This is a genomic window from Singulisphaera acidiphila DSM 18658 (genome assembly GCF_000242455.2).
GTDB classification, from domain to species: Bacteria; Planctomycetota; Planctomycetia; order Isosphaerales; family Isosphaeraceae; genus Singulisphaera; species Singulisphaera acidiphila.
Genome location: NC_019892.1, coordinates 4,647,602 through 4,660,878, shown reverse-complemented (window position 1 = coordinate 4,660,878; position 13,277 = coordinate 4,647,602). Strand labels below are relative to the sequence as shown.

Below are 13,277 nucleotides of genomic sequence, written 5' to 3'. Positions count from 1 at the left end.
GCCCCCCATATTCTTGGGAGACTCGCACATTCGGAACTCGGGAATCCTCGGCCGGATGTGCTCCTGAATCAACGCAATGAGGCCGTTGGAGAAATCTTTCTCCAACGGCCTCAAGGAATGTGTCACGGCAATCAGAGCTACCCGGCCAGGATTCGAACCTGGAAAGACAGGACCAAAACCTGTCGTGATACCGTTTCACCACCGGGTATTCAGTCGGTTGGACTGACGAGGATCATTCTAACGAGCAAACGCCGGCGCGAAAAGCCTAGCCGACATAAGAAATCCCACCTTGCGTATTCTGAACCTTGTAGGCGAGGTGCTCGAGCTGGATGGAGAGGTCGATCGCCACGACGCTGACGGAGGGGGGAACGCTGAGCGGGATGGGCGCGAAGTTCATGATGCCGAGGATGCCGCAAGCCACCATCTGGTCGGCAACGCGCTGGGCGACTTCGGCCGGGACACTCAGAACGGCGAGGGTCACGCTGCGGGCGGCAACGATTTTCGCCATCGTCTCGATGGGCTCGACAACGAGGCCATCGTGGGTCCGACCGACCTTTTGGGGGTCGTTGTCGAAGAGCGCAACGATGTGGAAGCCGCGGCTCCGGAAGCCTCGATAACGCAACAAAGCGCGGCCGAGGTTACCGAGGCCGACCAGGGCCAGGGGTAAGTCGCGGTCGATTCCGAGGATCCGCCGGAGGGCCGGGATCAGCTCCTCGATCCGGTAGCCGATCCCCGGGTAGCCGAACTGCCCGAAGAAAGCCAGGTCTTTGCGGACCTGCGCATTATGGATCGCCAGCGCGGCGCCGAGCTGACTGCTGGAAATCGTCGTCTGCCCTTGCCGCTGGAAGGTTTCCAGTTGGCGGAGATAAAGGCTGACCCGGCCTACCACGGCTTTGGGGGCCAATTTATCTCCCGAAGGGTCGCGTCGTGGATCCCTCACGAGATAGGAAGCTCCGTGGGACGGATCCGGCATAATCCATGCCGTTACCAGTTAAGTTCGACTCTACCCCCCTTCTGCGGGTGGGGTCAAGGTCACTCGGCGAGGCGCCAGGATGGGGGGAATACCCCTTGGAGGCGAACGTCACCGTCGATCAGGCTGACCTGCTGCCGCTCGACTCGGAGCGCATCGGCCATTCGCGGTCGCCCGTTGCCTTGGGCGGGGGTGAACGCCGGCGGTCCCCCTTCGACCAGAGACGCAATGAAGACGTCCACCGCATCGACCTGGCCAGCGTCGAGGAAGGCCCCCAGGAGGCGTCCTCCGCCTTCCACCAGCAGGTTGGTCATCCCTCGTCGGCCCAGTTCGTCGAGGAGCGGAAGGATCGGAACGGGGCCGTCACCGGAAAACGGGATGAGCTCGCAGCCCAAGGCCGCCAGAGCCTCACGACGCTCGGGCGCAGCACGATCGGTCAGCGCGACCAATACCGGGATCTCCCGCGCGGTCCGGGCCAGCCGACTGGTCGTCGGCAGCCGGCCCGCGCTATCGAGCACGACCCGGCTTGGGGTCCGGGGTCCGGGGGGTCGGGCGGTCAGCTCCGGGTCGTCGGCCAGGGCAGTCCCAATCCCAACGGCGATCGCATCCATCCGACCCCGGACCTCGTGGACCAATGCTCGCGAGCGTGAACCGGAGATCCAACGGCTGTCCCCCGAGGCTGTGGCGGTCTTGCCGTCGAGGGTCATCGCCCACTTGGCGGTGACGTAAGGCCGGCCCGTCGCCAGCCGCTTGAGGTACGGCGCATTGAGGCGCGCGGCCGCGTCGGATTCGAGGCCCACTTCGATCGCCACGCCCGCCGCGCGGAGCTGAGCCAATCCTCCCCCGGCGACCTTCGGGAACGGGTCGCGCATCGCGGCCACCACGCGGGTGACTCCGGCGGTCAGGATCGCCTCGGTACAAGGGGGGGTCTTGCCAAAGTGGCAGCAAGGCTCGAGCGTCACGTAGAGCGTGGCCCCTTGCGCGGCGGTTCCCGCCCGGCTCAAGGCCTCGACCTCGGCGTGGGGGCCGCCGAACCGAGTGTGATGGCCGAACCCGACGAGCTGGCCGTCGCGGACCACGACCGACCCGACCATCGGGTTCGGCTCGACGGCTCCACGACCGCGCTCGGCTTCCGCCAACGCCCGCTGCATCCAGAAAAGGTCGTCGTCACTGGCCACGCCGAAGGTCTCGCATCAAGGGGCCTCCGTCGTGGCTCAGATCGGGGGGCCCGTCGACGGAGTCGGGGTGGTCACGGGCGGTTTTCCAGGCTTCGCGGCCGGGGCAACCGGGCCGGGACCAGGGCCAGGGCCCGACGCAGGAATCTCTTTGCCGGCCGGGTAGATCAGGCGATAGAGGATCGTCAGCCGTCGCCTGGCTTCCTCGGGGGCGAGGTGGTCGAACGTCGACCGGATCCAGGAGGGCATCGCGGTCTCGAACCGCAACAGGTTGGTGGAGGTCACCGACTTCGGCGGATTTGCGACGAAGTAATAGTTGTTCACCAACCGGCGGCGATCGATCGCCTGCTTCTCCGAATCTCTGTTGAGCTGATTGCGGAGCCAGCCCTTGGCCTGAAGTCTCTTCTCGAGTTGCTTCGCCGTCTCCGCTTCGTCCTTCGGAGAGAGCTGCTGGATCGGGCCGATCTTCGCTTGTCGAGACAGTTCGATCAGCCGCTTCATGCGGTCACGTATGCCGAGTTTCTCGATTTCGGCCTGCTCGGCGGGAGGGAGCGTGAACCAGAACCGAAGCATCTGGGCCACCTCGAACGGGGACCGACCGCGGAGATCGGCGAGCTGAAAGAGCAAGTAGGTCGGGCCTTGGTCCACGTCCTTGCCTTGCTGCTCGCGAAGCTTGGTAATCAGGGCCAGCTTTTCCTTGGGAGTCGCAGCCTTGGCGAGTTGCGTCCGCTCATCGTCCGACAGGGTCTGGAGCCAGAGGTGATAGCGGCGAAGGACCGCGCGGTAGTTGGCCTGCTCGGAGGTGGGGAGGGTCGCGAGTTTCTCGTCGAGGGTCCGGATCGCCGCCTTCTCGGGGCGCTCGAGACGATCGAACTCGCGAACCTTCTCGGCCAGGATCGCGCGTTGCTCGCGGGGCATGGACAGCAAGCGTTGCCAGTTCTCATCCTCGCCGGCCCCGGCGAGAATGGGCAGGGCGAGCCCGATCAAGAGGGCCTGGAACAAGTGCGGGGCGAGCCGGCGGCCGGGCAACGGTGACATAGTCGTCTCGGTCGGTCTCGTGAGGCCTAGTCGGCGTCGGTGCCGAATTCGGAGGAGTGCGCCAGGATATCGAGGAGCTCGAAGCTCCCGACTTCGCGATACTCGTCGAGATGCTCGGCGATCGAGAGGTCTCGAGCCAGCCGCGCCGTGGGGTTGGGCCAGACCCACCGGGTGATCGCGTAACCGGCCCCCACGGTCAGGAGCCCCACAACCATCCAGACGGCCACCCGGAAGACGCGTTGCGTCGTCTGGCGGACGGCCGACTCGAACCGGCCCCCTTCGGTCGAGAGCCGTTGGACCTCGGTCAAAGTCCGCGCGGTGAAATCGTCGGAGACTTGGGCTCGGGGAAGATGGTCGAGCATCGACCAGGTCTTCTCCAGCGCCTCGATCTCGCGCCGGGCCGTGGCGCTCTTGGTCAGCTTGGTGGCGATCGCCTGCGCCTCGGCCTCGTTAAGCTCACCGTCGAGGTAGGCGACCAGGTTGGAGCGTTCGGCGGAAGTCAGTCGTTGCTGGTCGGGACCCATCGCCACGAGGCACCTCGTTACCAGTTCACGCGTGAGCGATCCCGCCCGGAGGCCGGCGTCGTCCGCCGATCGCGCATCACTCCCCACTCAAGAACGAACCCCAAAACCACCGCAAAGTCTCGCTACGGCATCTGAGGAGCCTCGCGAAAAGGACCATTGATCCTTCTGGCTCACCCTGATGACGATACGGGGATCGCTCGAAGAAAAACACTATACACCGACCCCGGGCCCCCCAACAAGCAGCCGAATCGCCTGCGGGAGATTCCCACCCGAAGTGTTGTCGTTGGCTTGAGCTTGATGGAGGGGTGGGCGATCCGGGATGATGGCGCTGGTCTCTTTACCCAAAGACGTCCGGCCCGATCGGTCACCAATGGCTGCGACCTGACATGGAGCGCGTTCCGCCGTGGACTTCTTCACGACCCAACCGCCGTGGTATATCCCGCTGGCCCTCTTGCTGACGGCCTTGCTCGTCGGGCTCATCAAAGCCTACCGGCTTTGGCAGGATATGTATGAAGACGACGAACCAGCCTCGGACCGCGAGCGGCTGAGTGAGTTGGAAGAAGCTCACTTCGCGGGCGAACTGGACGCCGATGAGCTGCGACGGGTTCGCGAACTGCTCAGTCGCTCGAATGCCTCGAAAGCCCCCGAGCCCCTGCGGTCTCGCCCGTCAATTCAGCCTGAACCCTCCCCTTTGCCCCCCAGCAATTCCGCGGGGGAACCCGACACCGTTTGAGCCTGAGCGGGGGGGGACCGCTTATCCTGGCCGCCTGCTTCATCCACAGAAAGGCGGTTCGTATTGCCCGGCCGACCGGAATTCGGCCAGACAGACCGCCAATATGCTTTTTTCAGGCCAGATCAGGTCAAGTCAATAAGACCGGTGCTTGCGGTCGTTGCCACGAGCAGGGTTGATCCCCAGGGTCGACTCGCGGATGAAGCCGACGAACTCATTGACCTCGGCGACAGTCCCCAGATCAGCCTCGATCCGATCGAGTGCGCAGTTGAGGGGCCGCCCTTCCTTGAAGAGGATCCGAAATGCCTCGCGGAGGGAGTTGATCGTCGCGACCGGGAAGCCGGCGCGACGGAGTCCGACCAGATTCAGGTGCGACGTGCAGTTATAGCCCTGGTGAAGAAGAAACGGGGGGATGTCCTTGGTGGTCGAGCCCAGGCCACCAATCATGGCCAGCCGCCCAATCCGGACCCGCTGTTGAACGGCCGAGTGTCCCGAAAGAATGCAGTGATCTTGTAAGACCACATGTCCGGCGACCAAGGCACCATTGATCAAGGTACAGCCGTCACCCACGCGGCAGTCGTGGCCAAGATGGCTCCCGACCATAAACAGGTTGCGATCACCGATCCGGGTCTCACCCCCCCCCTGCTCCGTTCCGCGATGGACCGTGACCTGTTCACGGAAGACGTTACCGTCACCAATGCGCAGCCAGGTCTGCTCGCCTTGATACCCTTTATGCTGTGGGCTCTTACCGAGCACCGCACCGTGGCCAACAAAGTTGTCGCGGCCCATTTCCAGGGGACCACTTAGGGCGACATGCCCCTCGATGACACATCCGGGCCCGATCCGAACCGGGCCTTCGATGATCGAATAGGGCCCGATCTGGACATCGGGAGCAATTTCCGCCTGGGGGTCGAGAATCACCGTTGGGTGGATGAGTTCCGACATGGTCAACATCATGACCCAGCTCCTTCTGGCGCGGCGACTCGGGGCGAACCTCCTGTCCTCCCCGTTAACGACATCGGAAATGTCTGCCTAGTTCTTGAGAGAAACAGGCACACCTTCAAGTCGAACATGCTTATTATTTGCTGGCTTAGAACCCGGGGTGAGACGACATTAGTAAGAGGGAACTTCTTGTTCTCTTTTTCCAAAGTCACACGACGTTTCGCCTCAGCCGATCGCGACGGACTGGCCCGTCTTGACGCTCTCCACCTCGGCGTGGCAGATCCGGAGTGCCTGCCGCGCAAGCTCGCCCGAAAGCTGAGGCGCAGCGGTTCCGGACTTCACCGCCGCGACGGCGACCCCCAGTTCGGCCGCAAAGGCGTCGATCGGGTCCCCCGAGCCGAGTTCCGGCCGTTCGACAGTCCCGTCGGGCAGGATCACGGACAACGGGGTGGCGACGTGCCCTTCTCCGGCGAGAACCGCGAAATCAAAGACGATCGTCGCCTTCTCAAGGTAGAACTCGAACCCGTGCGCAAACGACCGGCCCGCCTGGCTCAAGGCTCCCGAGATGGCGGAGACAGCCAGGTGAGGATCGTCATAGAGGTATTGGGTCGAGAGGTGAACGACCGCGTCCCCGTCAACCACTCCGCGTGAATGGACAGCGCGGGGCACGCCGCAGACCAGGCCGATGTAATGGGTGTCGTGAATATGGAGGTCGATCGCCGGACCGCCGCTCCGATCGGCATCGGCCACGCCCTTCGACCAGTCCGGCTTCGCGATCACCCGCTTCAAATTCGCCGCGCGCAACGCCCCGTAGCGTCCCGAACGGACCGCCTCGGCCGCAAACGCGAACTCAGGAAAGAAGGGCAAGACGTGCGCGACCATCAAGAGTTTGCCGTTCGCTTTGGCCGCCGCCAAGATCGCGTCGGCATCGGCCGTGGTCAGCGCGATCGGCTTCTCAATCAGGACGTGCTTGCCCGCCTCGAGCGCCCGGATCGCCAGCGCGGCGTGCTCATCGTTGGGAACACACAAATCGACCAGGTCAACCTTGGGGTCGGCCAGAAGCTCTCCGATGTCGGCATAACCGGCCACGCCGGAGAGATCCATCGGCCCCCCCTTCGGACCAAAGTTCCCCTGAATCCCCGTCCAGTCCCCCGCGCGTTTCTTGGGGTCCCGGCTGCAAACCGCAACCACCTGGCCATCCGCCAGCTTGCGCGCGGCCAGGTAGTGGATCATCCCCATGAAGCCAATCCCAACGATTCCAATACCCGCCATTTGAGCTGTTTCCTTTTGCGAACGTGATTGAGAGGCGTCCATCATTTCTGGAGTTTCTGATGGATAGGGTAAATAAGCGACAAACTCTCTGGAGTTCTTCGTCGCCGGAATTCTGGGACCTCGACCCTCATGACGGGCTGGAATTTTGCCCAGATCGGCAGATTCGATCAAGACCGAGTCCTCTACTCTTCGACCTGATTGAAGCCGGATGGGATCGACATGGCCAGTGTCTACCGACGAATCGCAGACCATCCTGAGGGAAAAAGCAGGGCGAAGGGAACAAGGTACAGCGATTTACCGACACGTTGCACCGCCGGTTATCCCCCCAACAGAGCGGCCCAAGCCAGCCCAGGGCAACCTTGTCACCGCCTTCGCGCAGGGCTCGAGTCAGTTTTTCATGGGCAATCGTCGCGTCAATAACGATGACAAAGGCGAGCTTTCGCCCATTCCCTCGCGAGGTGCAGGGCAAGATTGAGCACGCTTTCGACCACGTCTTCCAGATGGTCACCCCAGCGAGGGGCGATGTCCTCGGCGGGATTTGTGGGGTGAGGCTCGGTCATCGCCTCACCCCATCAAATCACAGGACGCCACACAGATTTATTAAACAGAACGATGTTTCCACTCGATATCTCACGGGAGCTCGATGCGGCCAGCCCGAGCCTGGTCCTCGGACATTGATAAACCAACCCGCCGCACAATCCTGACTGATCCACCAACTGGCAGCCGCCAGCCGGCACATAAAAAACCACCAATTTCACTTATGCCCGAGATTTTTGTAAGCACCGACATCGAGACCGACGGCCCAATCCCGGGGCCGCACTCGATGCTGAGTTTCGGTTCGGCCGCCTACACGGCGGAAAAGCAACTGATCGGCACCTTTGCGGCCAACCTGCAAACCCTGCCTGGCGCTTCGGCGGATCCCAAAACCATGGCGTGGTGGGAGACTCAGCCCGAGGCTTGGGCGGAGTGCCGCAAGGACTTGCAAAAACCTGCCGAAGCGATGAAAGCCTACGTCGCATGGCTGAAAACACTGCCAGGCAAGCCAGTCTTCGTAGGTTATCCCGCAGGATTTGATTTCTTGTTCGTCTACTGGTATCTGATCCGATTCGCGGGAGAATCCCCCTTCTCGTTTTCGGCCCTGGATATCAAGAGCTTTGCCATGGCGACGCTCGGCACCCCTTGGCGCGAGACCGTGAAGCGAAGGATGCCGAAGGCCTGGTTCGACAAACTCCCTCACACGCACAAAGCCCTGGACGACGCGATCGAACAAGGGGCCTTGTTCTGCAACATCCTCGCAGAGAACCGAAAAATCAAGAAGCTTCGTGATTCATGAAGTAAGAATTAGATTTAGCATCGAACCGCGAGAGCCGGCGCTTATCGCCGGCCGCGATCGGGGTGCGTGACTTCGGCAACACGGTTCCTCGGGCTTCTTGTCTCACAACCTTGACCTGGACCAACACGGCCCGCCAATCACCGGGCATGCGCCATCGGCCGACTCCAAAACCGTTTCAACCCAAACAGTTGCAACAAACGGTTGTGGCGATGGGGGGTGAATCATGCGCCTTGCACAGGCAATGCATCAAAAGAAAACGGCCGAACTGGGTTTGTGACCCAGCTCGGCCGTAGACAACCAGCGAATTTCGAAGGGACGGCACGATCAGGGACCGAGGCCGCCGTGGGTCCGGAACGGAGTCATGTGCGACGGCTGATCGAGGAACCAGAAGCGTTCCCACTCATCGCCGGCCATCCGGAGGTTTTCCGAGTCGACGAGCAACTCTTCCGCTCGTCTCGGCTTATAGGCCGCATAGTGCGGCAAGGGGAACGGGGCACAACCCTCGCTCATCACGACGAGAGCCGCGACCACGAGCATCATGGCCGCCAAAGGTTTCCGCATTTGGGGGATCCTCCCGCCTTCGGTGACCGCACGGATCGGTCCGGCCGCGCGTTCCATCGCGTGGCTCCAACCCGGGGGACGCGCGCTTCGACTCATCCAAAGTCGCCGCGCGAGCCTACGATTCCGTTCTCGACGATCCGGACCTCGTCGTCAGCCTCAGCCGGGCCGGCACGTCTCCAGCACTCCAAAGCAAAGCAGGAGTCGCAGGGAAGACGGGCCTCAATCCAAGGCGTCGGCCCCGGCGGGCGATTCTGCCCGAGATTCGGTGGCCGTCTCAACAGGTCCGTTGCCTTCTTCATCGGCATCCGAGTCCTCTTCCAATAAGGGAAGATTTTCCGGATTCATCTTTCGGACCAATTCTTCCATCTCTTTGCCCGGCTTAAACGTGACCACGTTCTTCGAAGGCACGAAAACCTTGTCCCCGGTTCGCGGGTTCCTCGCCTTCCGAGGCGCCCGTTGCTTGACCTCGAAAACACCGAAGTTTCGCAGTTCGATTCGCCCCTCGGAGACCAACGTGTGGATGATTGCGTCAAGGGTTCGCTGGACGATATCTTTCGTCTTGAGCTGGGTCAGCCCGATATCTTCAGAGATCTTCTTGACGATTTCTTTCTTGGTCACGATGACGTTCTCCCTGCGGGAAAGCCGGTTCATTTACCCAGGCTGATTGGCTCAACTGTATTGGTGGCTTGGAGTAATGTCAAGTTAAAATCGTTGCCAAGGCCCCCGATCCGAGCATGAAAGATTCGAAATTCTCGGCCTTTTTGGGGACGGTCAAAGGGCACAAAAAAGGGGTGGGTTCGCACGGTGCCAGCGCTCCGGTCATGAGTATTCGTCGGTAGCGGGATCCGGTTCGATCTGATGCGACCACGCCGACCGCAAATGCTGGTGCAAAGGTGCATAATTCCACGGCAAGCCGAAGTCTTCGGCCAGCCGTTTGAGACGGGCGAGGAAGGTTTCGCTCAGCTCCGCGGCCTGCCCCTCATAATTGGGGTCGCAAAAATAGACCCGACAGCCCAAGGGACGTGCTTCCCTGGCCGTACAACGTCCTTGAGCGTCCTGCCAGGGGCAGGTCAACCCCTCATCAAGGGGACGAGACGGTGCCGGCGCATCGGCGAGGAGCACGCTCAGCTCAGGGGCCGAGAGAAAGAGCGTGTGGTCGTACTCCTTGAAACGGCAACACCGACCGCTGAGCTGGCAGACGGGGGCTCGTCGAGCCACCTCGGCGTCAAGATCCACATACAGGGCAAGCAGGGCGCTACGAAACGCGTCCACATCGAGTTCGCTGGGATCATTCCAAGAGATCATGAGTGGACTCGGGCGGCCGACGCTTGAATCTCCTCGAGGCTGAACCATTGCCCGCGCCCCGAGCCTGGACAGACCGACTTGACCCCTTCCCAGTCCTCGGGAGACTCGAGATTCTCGGGCCAGAATGGCCAGGTCTGGCACTGGACCGGACGTGCGGAGTAGACGGTACAGCCGCTGGCTTTATCCCAGAAGATGCAATCGCCCCCCGGTTTTTCGATCAGGCTGTATCGCTGACCCACTCGGCGCACGTATTGCTTGGAAAACTGGTCGACCGTCTCGCCGCGATATGCCGCGAGTCGAGCGATCTCCTCGGCAATCACCCAGACGTAGCCAGGGGCACCCGTACAGCAGGCGCCGCAACGCGTGCACTCAAACGACAGTCCATCGCCGTACCAGATCGAGTCTTGATCCGTATCCGTATCGCTCATCATACGTTCCGATAAAAGAGCAGGTGGGCCTCCTAACAAGTTCAACCGCTTCGTCTCAGTCTAACCAGGGCCTCCGTGGGGGGCAACCCGTTCGATCCCAAGTCGAAGGGAAATCGAGAGTTGCGGACCCCGAACCTACTCTGAGTGCGCGATTGGGCCCCTGCCCCTCCGGGAATCAGTCCGCAAGGGTCCTTGAAGGCGGTTGGCTCGAGGGAAGATCGCCAACGTGGGCGCATCACTCTTCTCTAGAGTCGAAGATTGCGGCTCATTCGCGCGAAGCGGAAGGACGCAGCGTCTTGAGAATGTTTGTACGACCAACGCCGGTTCGTCTTATGATGGAGATTGCCCAATCGGGCCAGGCGAGGGAGGGATCATGAGCGGACCAGTTGAGCGGATGACTTTGACCCACCTTCAGATTCCGTTTAAAGAATCGTGCCGAGGGGTGGGAGACGAGGCTGCGATCAAGGACGCGATCCTGGTGACGGTCGAGACCAGCGACGGACTGGGGCTCGGCGAATGCGCGCCGATTACTGCGGCCCTCGGCGAAGCAAGCGAGACCCTGGAGGAGTGCTGGGCCGATCTGGCCGATCGAATTGCGCCCAGTCTCCTCGGACGGTCATTTACGACCGTCGAGGAAATCCACGACCTGACCGCGACCTGGACGGCCAACTCCTCCGCAATCGCAGGAGCGGAAACGGCATGCTGGGACGCTCTCGGCCAGTCGCGACACGCTCCGTTGGCCGAGATGTTGGGAGCCTCCCGCGACCAACTTGGTTTGAAGGTCGAGTCGGGGCTGGCCGTTGGCCTCTATCCCACGGTGGTCGAGTTACTCAAGGCGATCGAGACTCACCTGGCCGAAGGCTATCGGCGGATCAAGATCGAGATCGAACCCGGGCGAGACGTCGAGCTTGTCCACGCCGTCCGCCAGCACTTCGGCGATATCCCGCTGATGGTCGATGCGCGGGGGGCGTACACGATCGCGGACCTCGATACCTTCCGCGAACTCGACTTGTTCGACCTGCTGATGATCGAGCAGCCGATGGCCGCCGACGACCTTGCGGGATCCGCGGCCTTGCAGGCGGAACTCGTCACCCCCCTCTGCCTGGACGAGTCAGCACGCTCACTCGACATGATCAGCGAGGCGATGCGCCTGGGCGCCTGCCGGATCGTCAGTCTCAAGATTCAGCGGGTGGGGGGACTCGGCCCCGCGCTCGCAATGCACGACCTTTGCCATCAGCATGGGGTCGCCTGCTGGGTGGGAACCACCCCCGAGTTGGGTATCGGACAAGCGCACGGCATTCACCTCGCCGCTCTCGGCAATTGTCGATATCCGACCGACCTCGGTCCCAGCGCCCGCTGGTTCGTCGACGACTATGCGGCCCCTCACCTCGAGTTGGCCGCTCCTGGAATCCTCAGCGTCCCGTCGCGCCCCGGCCTGGGATATCAGATGGACCACGCCAAGGTCAGGCGCTATCAGGTCCGTCAGTCAGAGTTCACCACCCGGACGACGGGATGAGGCGAACAGCAACGATTCCCACAAGGAATACATAATGATTCGATTGACACAGGCCATTGTGGCGGTGATGGCTTGCACCATGGCTTCGGGATTCGCGGGGGGAGTCGTCGGCGCGACCGTCGGGCGGTTCGCCCCTTCATTCGTGACCTGGCTCCACTCGCCGACGTTCCACCCGCCGCCGATCCACGCGTTGGGAGCCGTAAACTTCGACCCGACCGAGTTCGGCTTCGGCCTCGGGGTCGTTTGCGGTCTCTTGATGGGCGCAGGGACAGGGCTCTTCTTGGTCGTCGTCCTGACCCTTCGTGACGCCTGGCTCGCACGGTCAGGCATCTCGTTCGCAAAACCAAAACACGAAGTCATCCTCGATTGATCAGCCGCCGATCGAATGCATCAAACGTTCGGGCTTAATGAATCGTGACGTATTGATTTCGTGCCCTTCCCACTTCCCCGCGACACTCTCACGCAGTACGCGCGCGATCGCCGCGTCGGTTGCATTGCCTCGGAGCAAGGCGCGGATGTCCGACTCCTCCAAGGCGAAGAGGCAGTTCCGCAGCTTGCCGTCGGCAGTCAGGCGAATCCGATTGCAGCTCATGCAAAACGGACGGCTCACCGAAGCGATCAGGCCGACCCGCCCTTTGCCATCCTCATAGTCATAGTCAACGGCGGGAGCCCGCGGATCTTGGTTGGGGGCAGGCTGGAGCGGGCCAATCCCCTGGGTCAAAAGGTCGAGGATCTCGGCCGCGAGCAAGACCTTGTCCCGTTCCCAGTGGTTGGCCACGTCCAGCGGCATGTACTCGATAAATCGCAATTCCAGGTCGTGCGCTCGCGCGAAGCGAGCCAGGGGGACCGTATCTTCCTCAGTCACCCCTTTGATTGCGATTGCGTTGATCTTGACCGGGTGAAATCCCACGGCTTTGGCAGCGTGGATACCCTCGATGACTTGTTCGAAACCGGTGCGCCGGGTCAGTTCGAGAAACTTGGCCGGGTCCATCGTATCGAGGCTGACATTGATCCGTCGAAGGCCGGCATCCCAGAGTTCGCCCGCCATCGGAGCGAGCAACAAGCCGTTGGTCGTCAGCCCGATGTCCTTGATCCCCGGGATGGCGGCGATCCGATCGACCAGGAGAGGCAAGTCGTGACGGACCAAGGGCTCACCCCCCGTGAGCCGGATCTTGTCGATCCCGAGGCTCGCCGCCACCCGAACGAACCGCTCGATCTCCTCGAAAGAGAGCAAGCTCGCCCGAGGCATGAACTCCACCGTTTCGGGCATGCAATACACGCAGCGGATGTTGCAGCGATCCGTAACGCTGATCCGCAGGTTATTGTGGACCCTGCCGAAGGAGTCGATAAGACGGCCGTCGTTCGAAGTCATGCTCGTCATCGCATTACATTAAGGGACGTGGTCCACTTCCCTCTGCAGTATACGCGGCCCGCCTGCCCGAGAGAACCGAGGGCCGCCACGGTGCTCGAATCCGCCCGGGCG

Annotated in this window: 15 protein-coding genes and 1 tRNA gene; 4 read left to right on the top strand and 12 right to left on the bottom strand. The window is 62.1% G+C overall.

What is annotated here, in order from left to right; genetic code table 11:
* Positions 1–137: 137 nt before the first annotated feature.
* The 5 genes from SINAC_RS18305 to SINAC_RS18285 all read right to left on the bottom strand — a co-directional run bounded on the left by SINAC_RS18305 (position 138) and on the right by SINAC_RS18285 (position 3,707).
* Positions 138–208: transfer RNA gene (locus tag SINAC_RS18305), tRNA-Gln, on the bottom strand.
* 57 nt (positions 209–265) lie between these two features.
* Positions 266–940, bottom strand: coding sequence for a redox-sensing transcriptional repressor Rex (locus SINAC_RS18300; RefSeq protein ID WP_237722865.1), 675 nt, complete (start codon positions 938–940; stop codon positions 266–268).
* Positions 941–1,032: 92 nt separating this feature from the next.
* Positions 1,033–2,148 (bottom strand): bifunctional diaminohydroxyphosphoribosylaminopyrimidine deaminase/5-amino-6-(5-phosphoribosylamino)uracil reductase RibD, encoded by a 1,116-nt coding sequence (ribD, locus tag SINAC_RS18295; RefSeq protein WP_015247102.1) that lies wholly within the window; start codon positions 2,146–2,148, stop codon positions 1,033–1,035.
* Between the two features lie 36 nt (positions 2,149–2,184).
* Positions 2,185–3,183, bottom strand: a complete 999-nt coding sequence (locus SINAC_RS18290) for a hypothetical protein (RefSeq protein WP_015247101.1) — start codon at positions 3,181–3,183, stop codon at positions 2,185–2,187.
* 26 nt (positions 3,184–3,209) lie between these two features.
* Positions 3,210–3,707, bottom strand: a complete 498-nt coding sequence (locus tag SINAC_RS18285) for an anti-sigma factor family protein (protein ID WP_015247100.1) — start codon at positions 3,705–3,707, stop codon at positions 3,210–3,212.
* A gap of 403 nt (positions 3,708–4,110) precedes the next feature.
* Here SINAC_RS18285 and SINAC_RS18280 point away from each other — a divergent pair, with 403 nt between their 5' ends.
* Positions 4,111–4,440 carry a hypothetical protein gene (locus tag SINAC_RS18280; protein WP_015247099.1) on the top strand — a complete coding sequence of 110 codons (330 nt, stop codon included), beginning with the start codon at positions 4,111–4,113 and terminating at the stop codon, positions 4,438–4,440.
* 132 nt (positions 4,441–4,572) lie between these two features.
* Here the strand turns inward: SINAC_RS18280 and lpxA are convergent, their stop codons facing one another.
* Together lpxA and SINAC_RS18270 are read right to left on the bottom strand one after the other, a co-directional pair.
* Positions 4,573–5,394, bottom strand: coding sequence for an acyl-ACP--UDP-N-acetylglucosamine O-acyltransferase (gene lpxA / locus SINAC_RS18275; RefSeq protein WP_015247098.1), 822 nt, complete (start codon positions 5,392–5,394; stop codon positions 4,573–4,575).
* A 210-nt stretch (positions 5,395–5,604) separates the two neighbouring features.
* Positions 5,605–6,651 (bottom strand): Gfo/Idh/MocA family protein, encoded by a 1,047-nt coding sequence (locus tag SINAC_RS18270; protein WP_015247097.1) that lies wholly within the window; start codon positions 6,649–6,651, stop codon positions 5,605–5,607.
* A gap of 760 nt (positions 6,652–7,411) precedes the next feature.
* Between SINAC_RS18270 and SINAC_RS18265 the strand changes: the two genes are divergently transcribed.
* Positions 7,412–7,984, top strand: a complete 573-nt coding sequence (locus SINAC_RS18265) for a 3'-5' exonuclease family protein (RefSeq protein WP_020467282.1) — start codon at positions 7,412–7,414, stop codon at positions 7,982–7,984.
* Between the two features lie 324 nt (positions 7,985–8,308).
* On the opposite strand, the gene SINAC_RS18260 is transcribed toward SINAC_RS18265, so the two are convergent.
* The 4 genes from SINAC_RS18260 to SINAC_RS18245 all read right to left on the bottom strand — a co-directional run bounded on the left by SINAC_RS18260 (position 8,309) and on the right by SINAC_RS18245 (position 10,281).
* On the bottom strand, positions 8,309–8,545 hold the full coding sequence (locus tag SINAC_RS18260) for a hypothetical protein (protein WP_074308832.1): 237 nt from the start codon (positions 8,543–8,545) through the stop codon (positions 8,309–8,311).
* Positions 8,546–8,764: 219 nt separating this feature from the next.
* Positions 8,765–9,163: an HU family DNA-binding protein gene (locus tag SINAC_RS18255; protein WP_026012153.1), complete on the bottom strand. Its 399-nt coding sequence runs from the start codon at positions 9,161–9,163 to the stop codon at positions 8,765–8,767.
* Positions 9,164–9,364: 201 nt separating this feature from the next.
* Entirely contained in the window at positions 9,365–9,850 is a 486-nt protein-coding gene (locus tag SINAC_RS18250; protein ID WP_015247093.1) for a hypothetical protein, read from the bottom strand.
* Positions 9,847–10,281, bottom strand: a complete 435-nt coding sequence (locus tag SINAC_RS18245; RefSeq protein WP_020467281.1) for a YkgJ family cysteine cluster protein — start codon at positions 10,279–10,281, stop codon at positions 9,847–9,849. The genes SINAC_RS18250 and SINAC_RS18245 overlap by 4 nt, the downstream gene beginning before the upstream one ends.
* A 370-nt stretch (positions 10,282–10,651) precedes the next feature.
* On the opposite strand from SINAC_RS18245, the gene menC reads away from it, so the two are divergent.
* Together menC and SINAC_RS18235 are read left to right on the top strand one after the other, a co-directional pair.
* A complete protein-coding gene (gene menC / locus SINAC_RS18240) occupies positions 10,652–11,794 on the top strand; it encodes an o-succinylbenzoate synthase (RefSeq protein ID WP_015247091.1) in 1,143 nt (380 codons plus the stop codon).
* 34 nt (positions 11,795–11,828) lie between these two features.
* Entirely contained in the window at positions 11,829–12,164 is a 336-nt protein-coding gene (locus SINAC_RS18235; protein WP_015247090.1) for a hypothetical protein, read from the top strand.
* On the opposite strand, the gene moaA is transcribed toward SINAC_RS18235, so the two are convergent.
* Positions 12,165–13,175, bottom strand: coding sequence for a GTP 3',8-cyclase MoaA (moaA, locus tag SINAC_RS18230; RefSeq protein ID WP_015247089.1), 1,011 nt, complete (start codon positions 13,173–13,175; stop codon positions 12,165–12,167). It lies immediately after the preceding gene.
* Between the last annotated feature and the right edge of the window lie 102 nt (positions 13,176–13,277).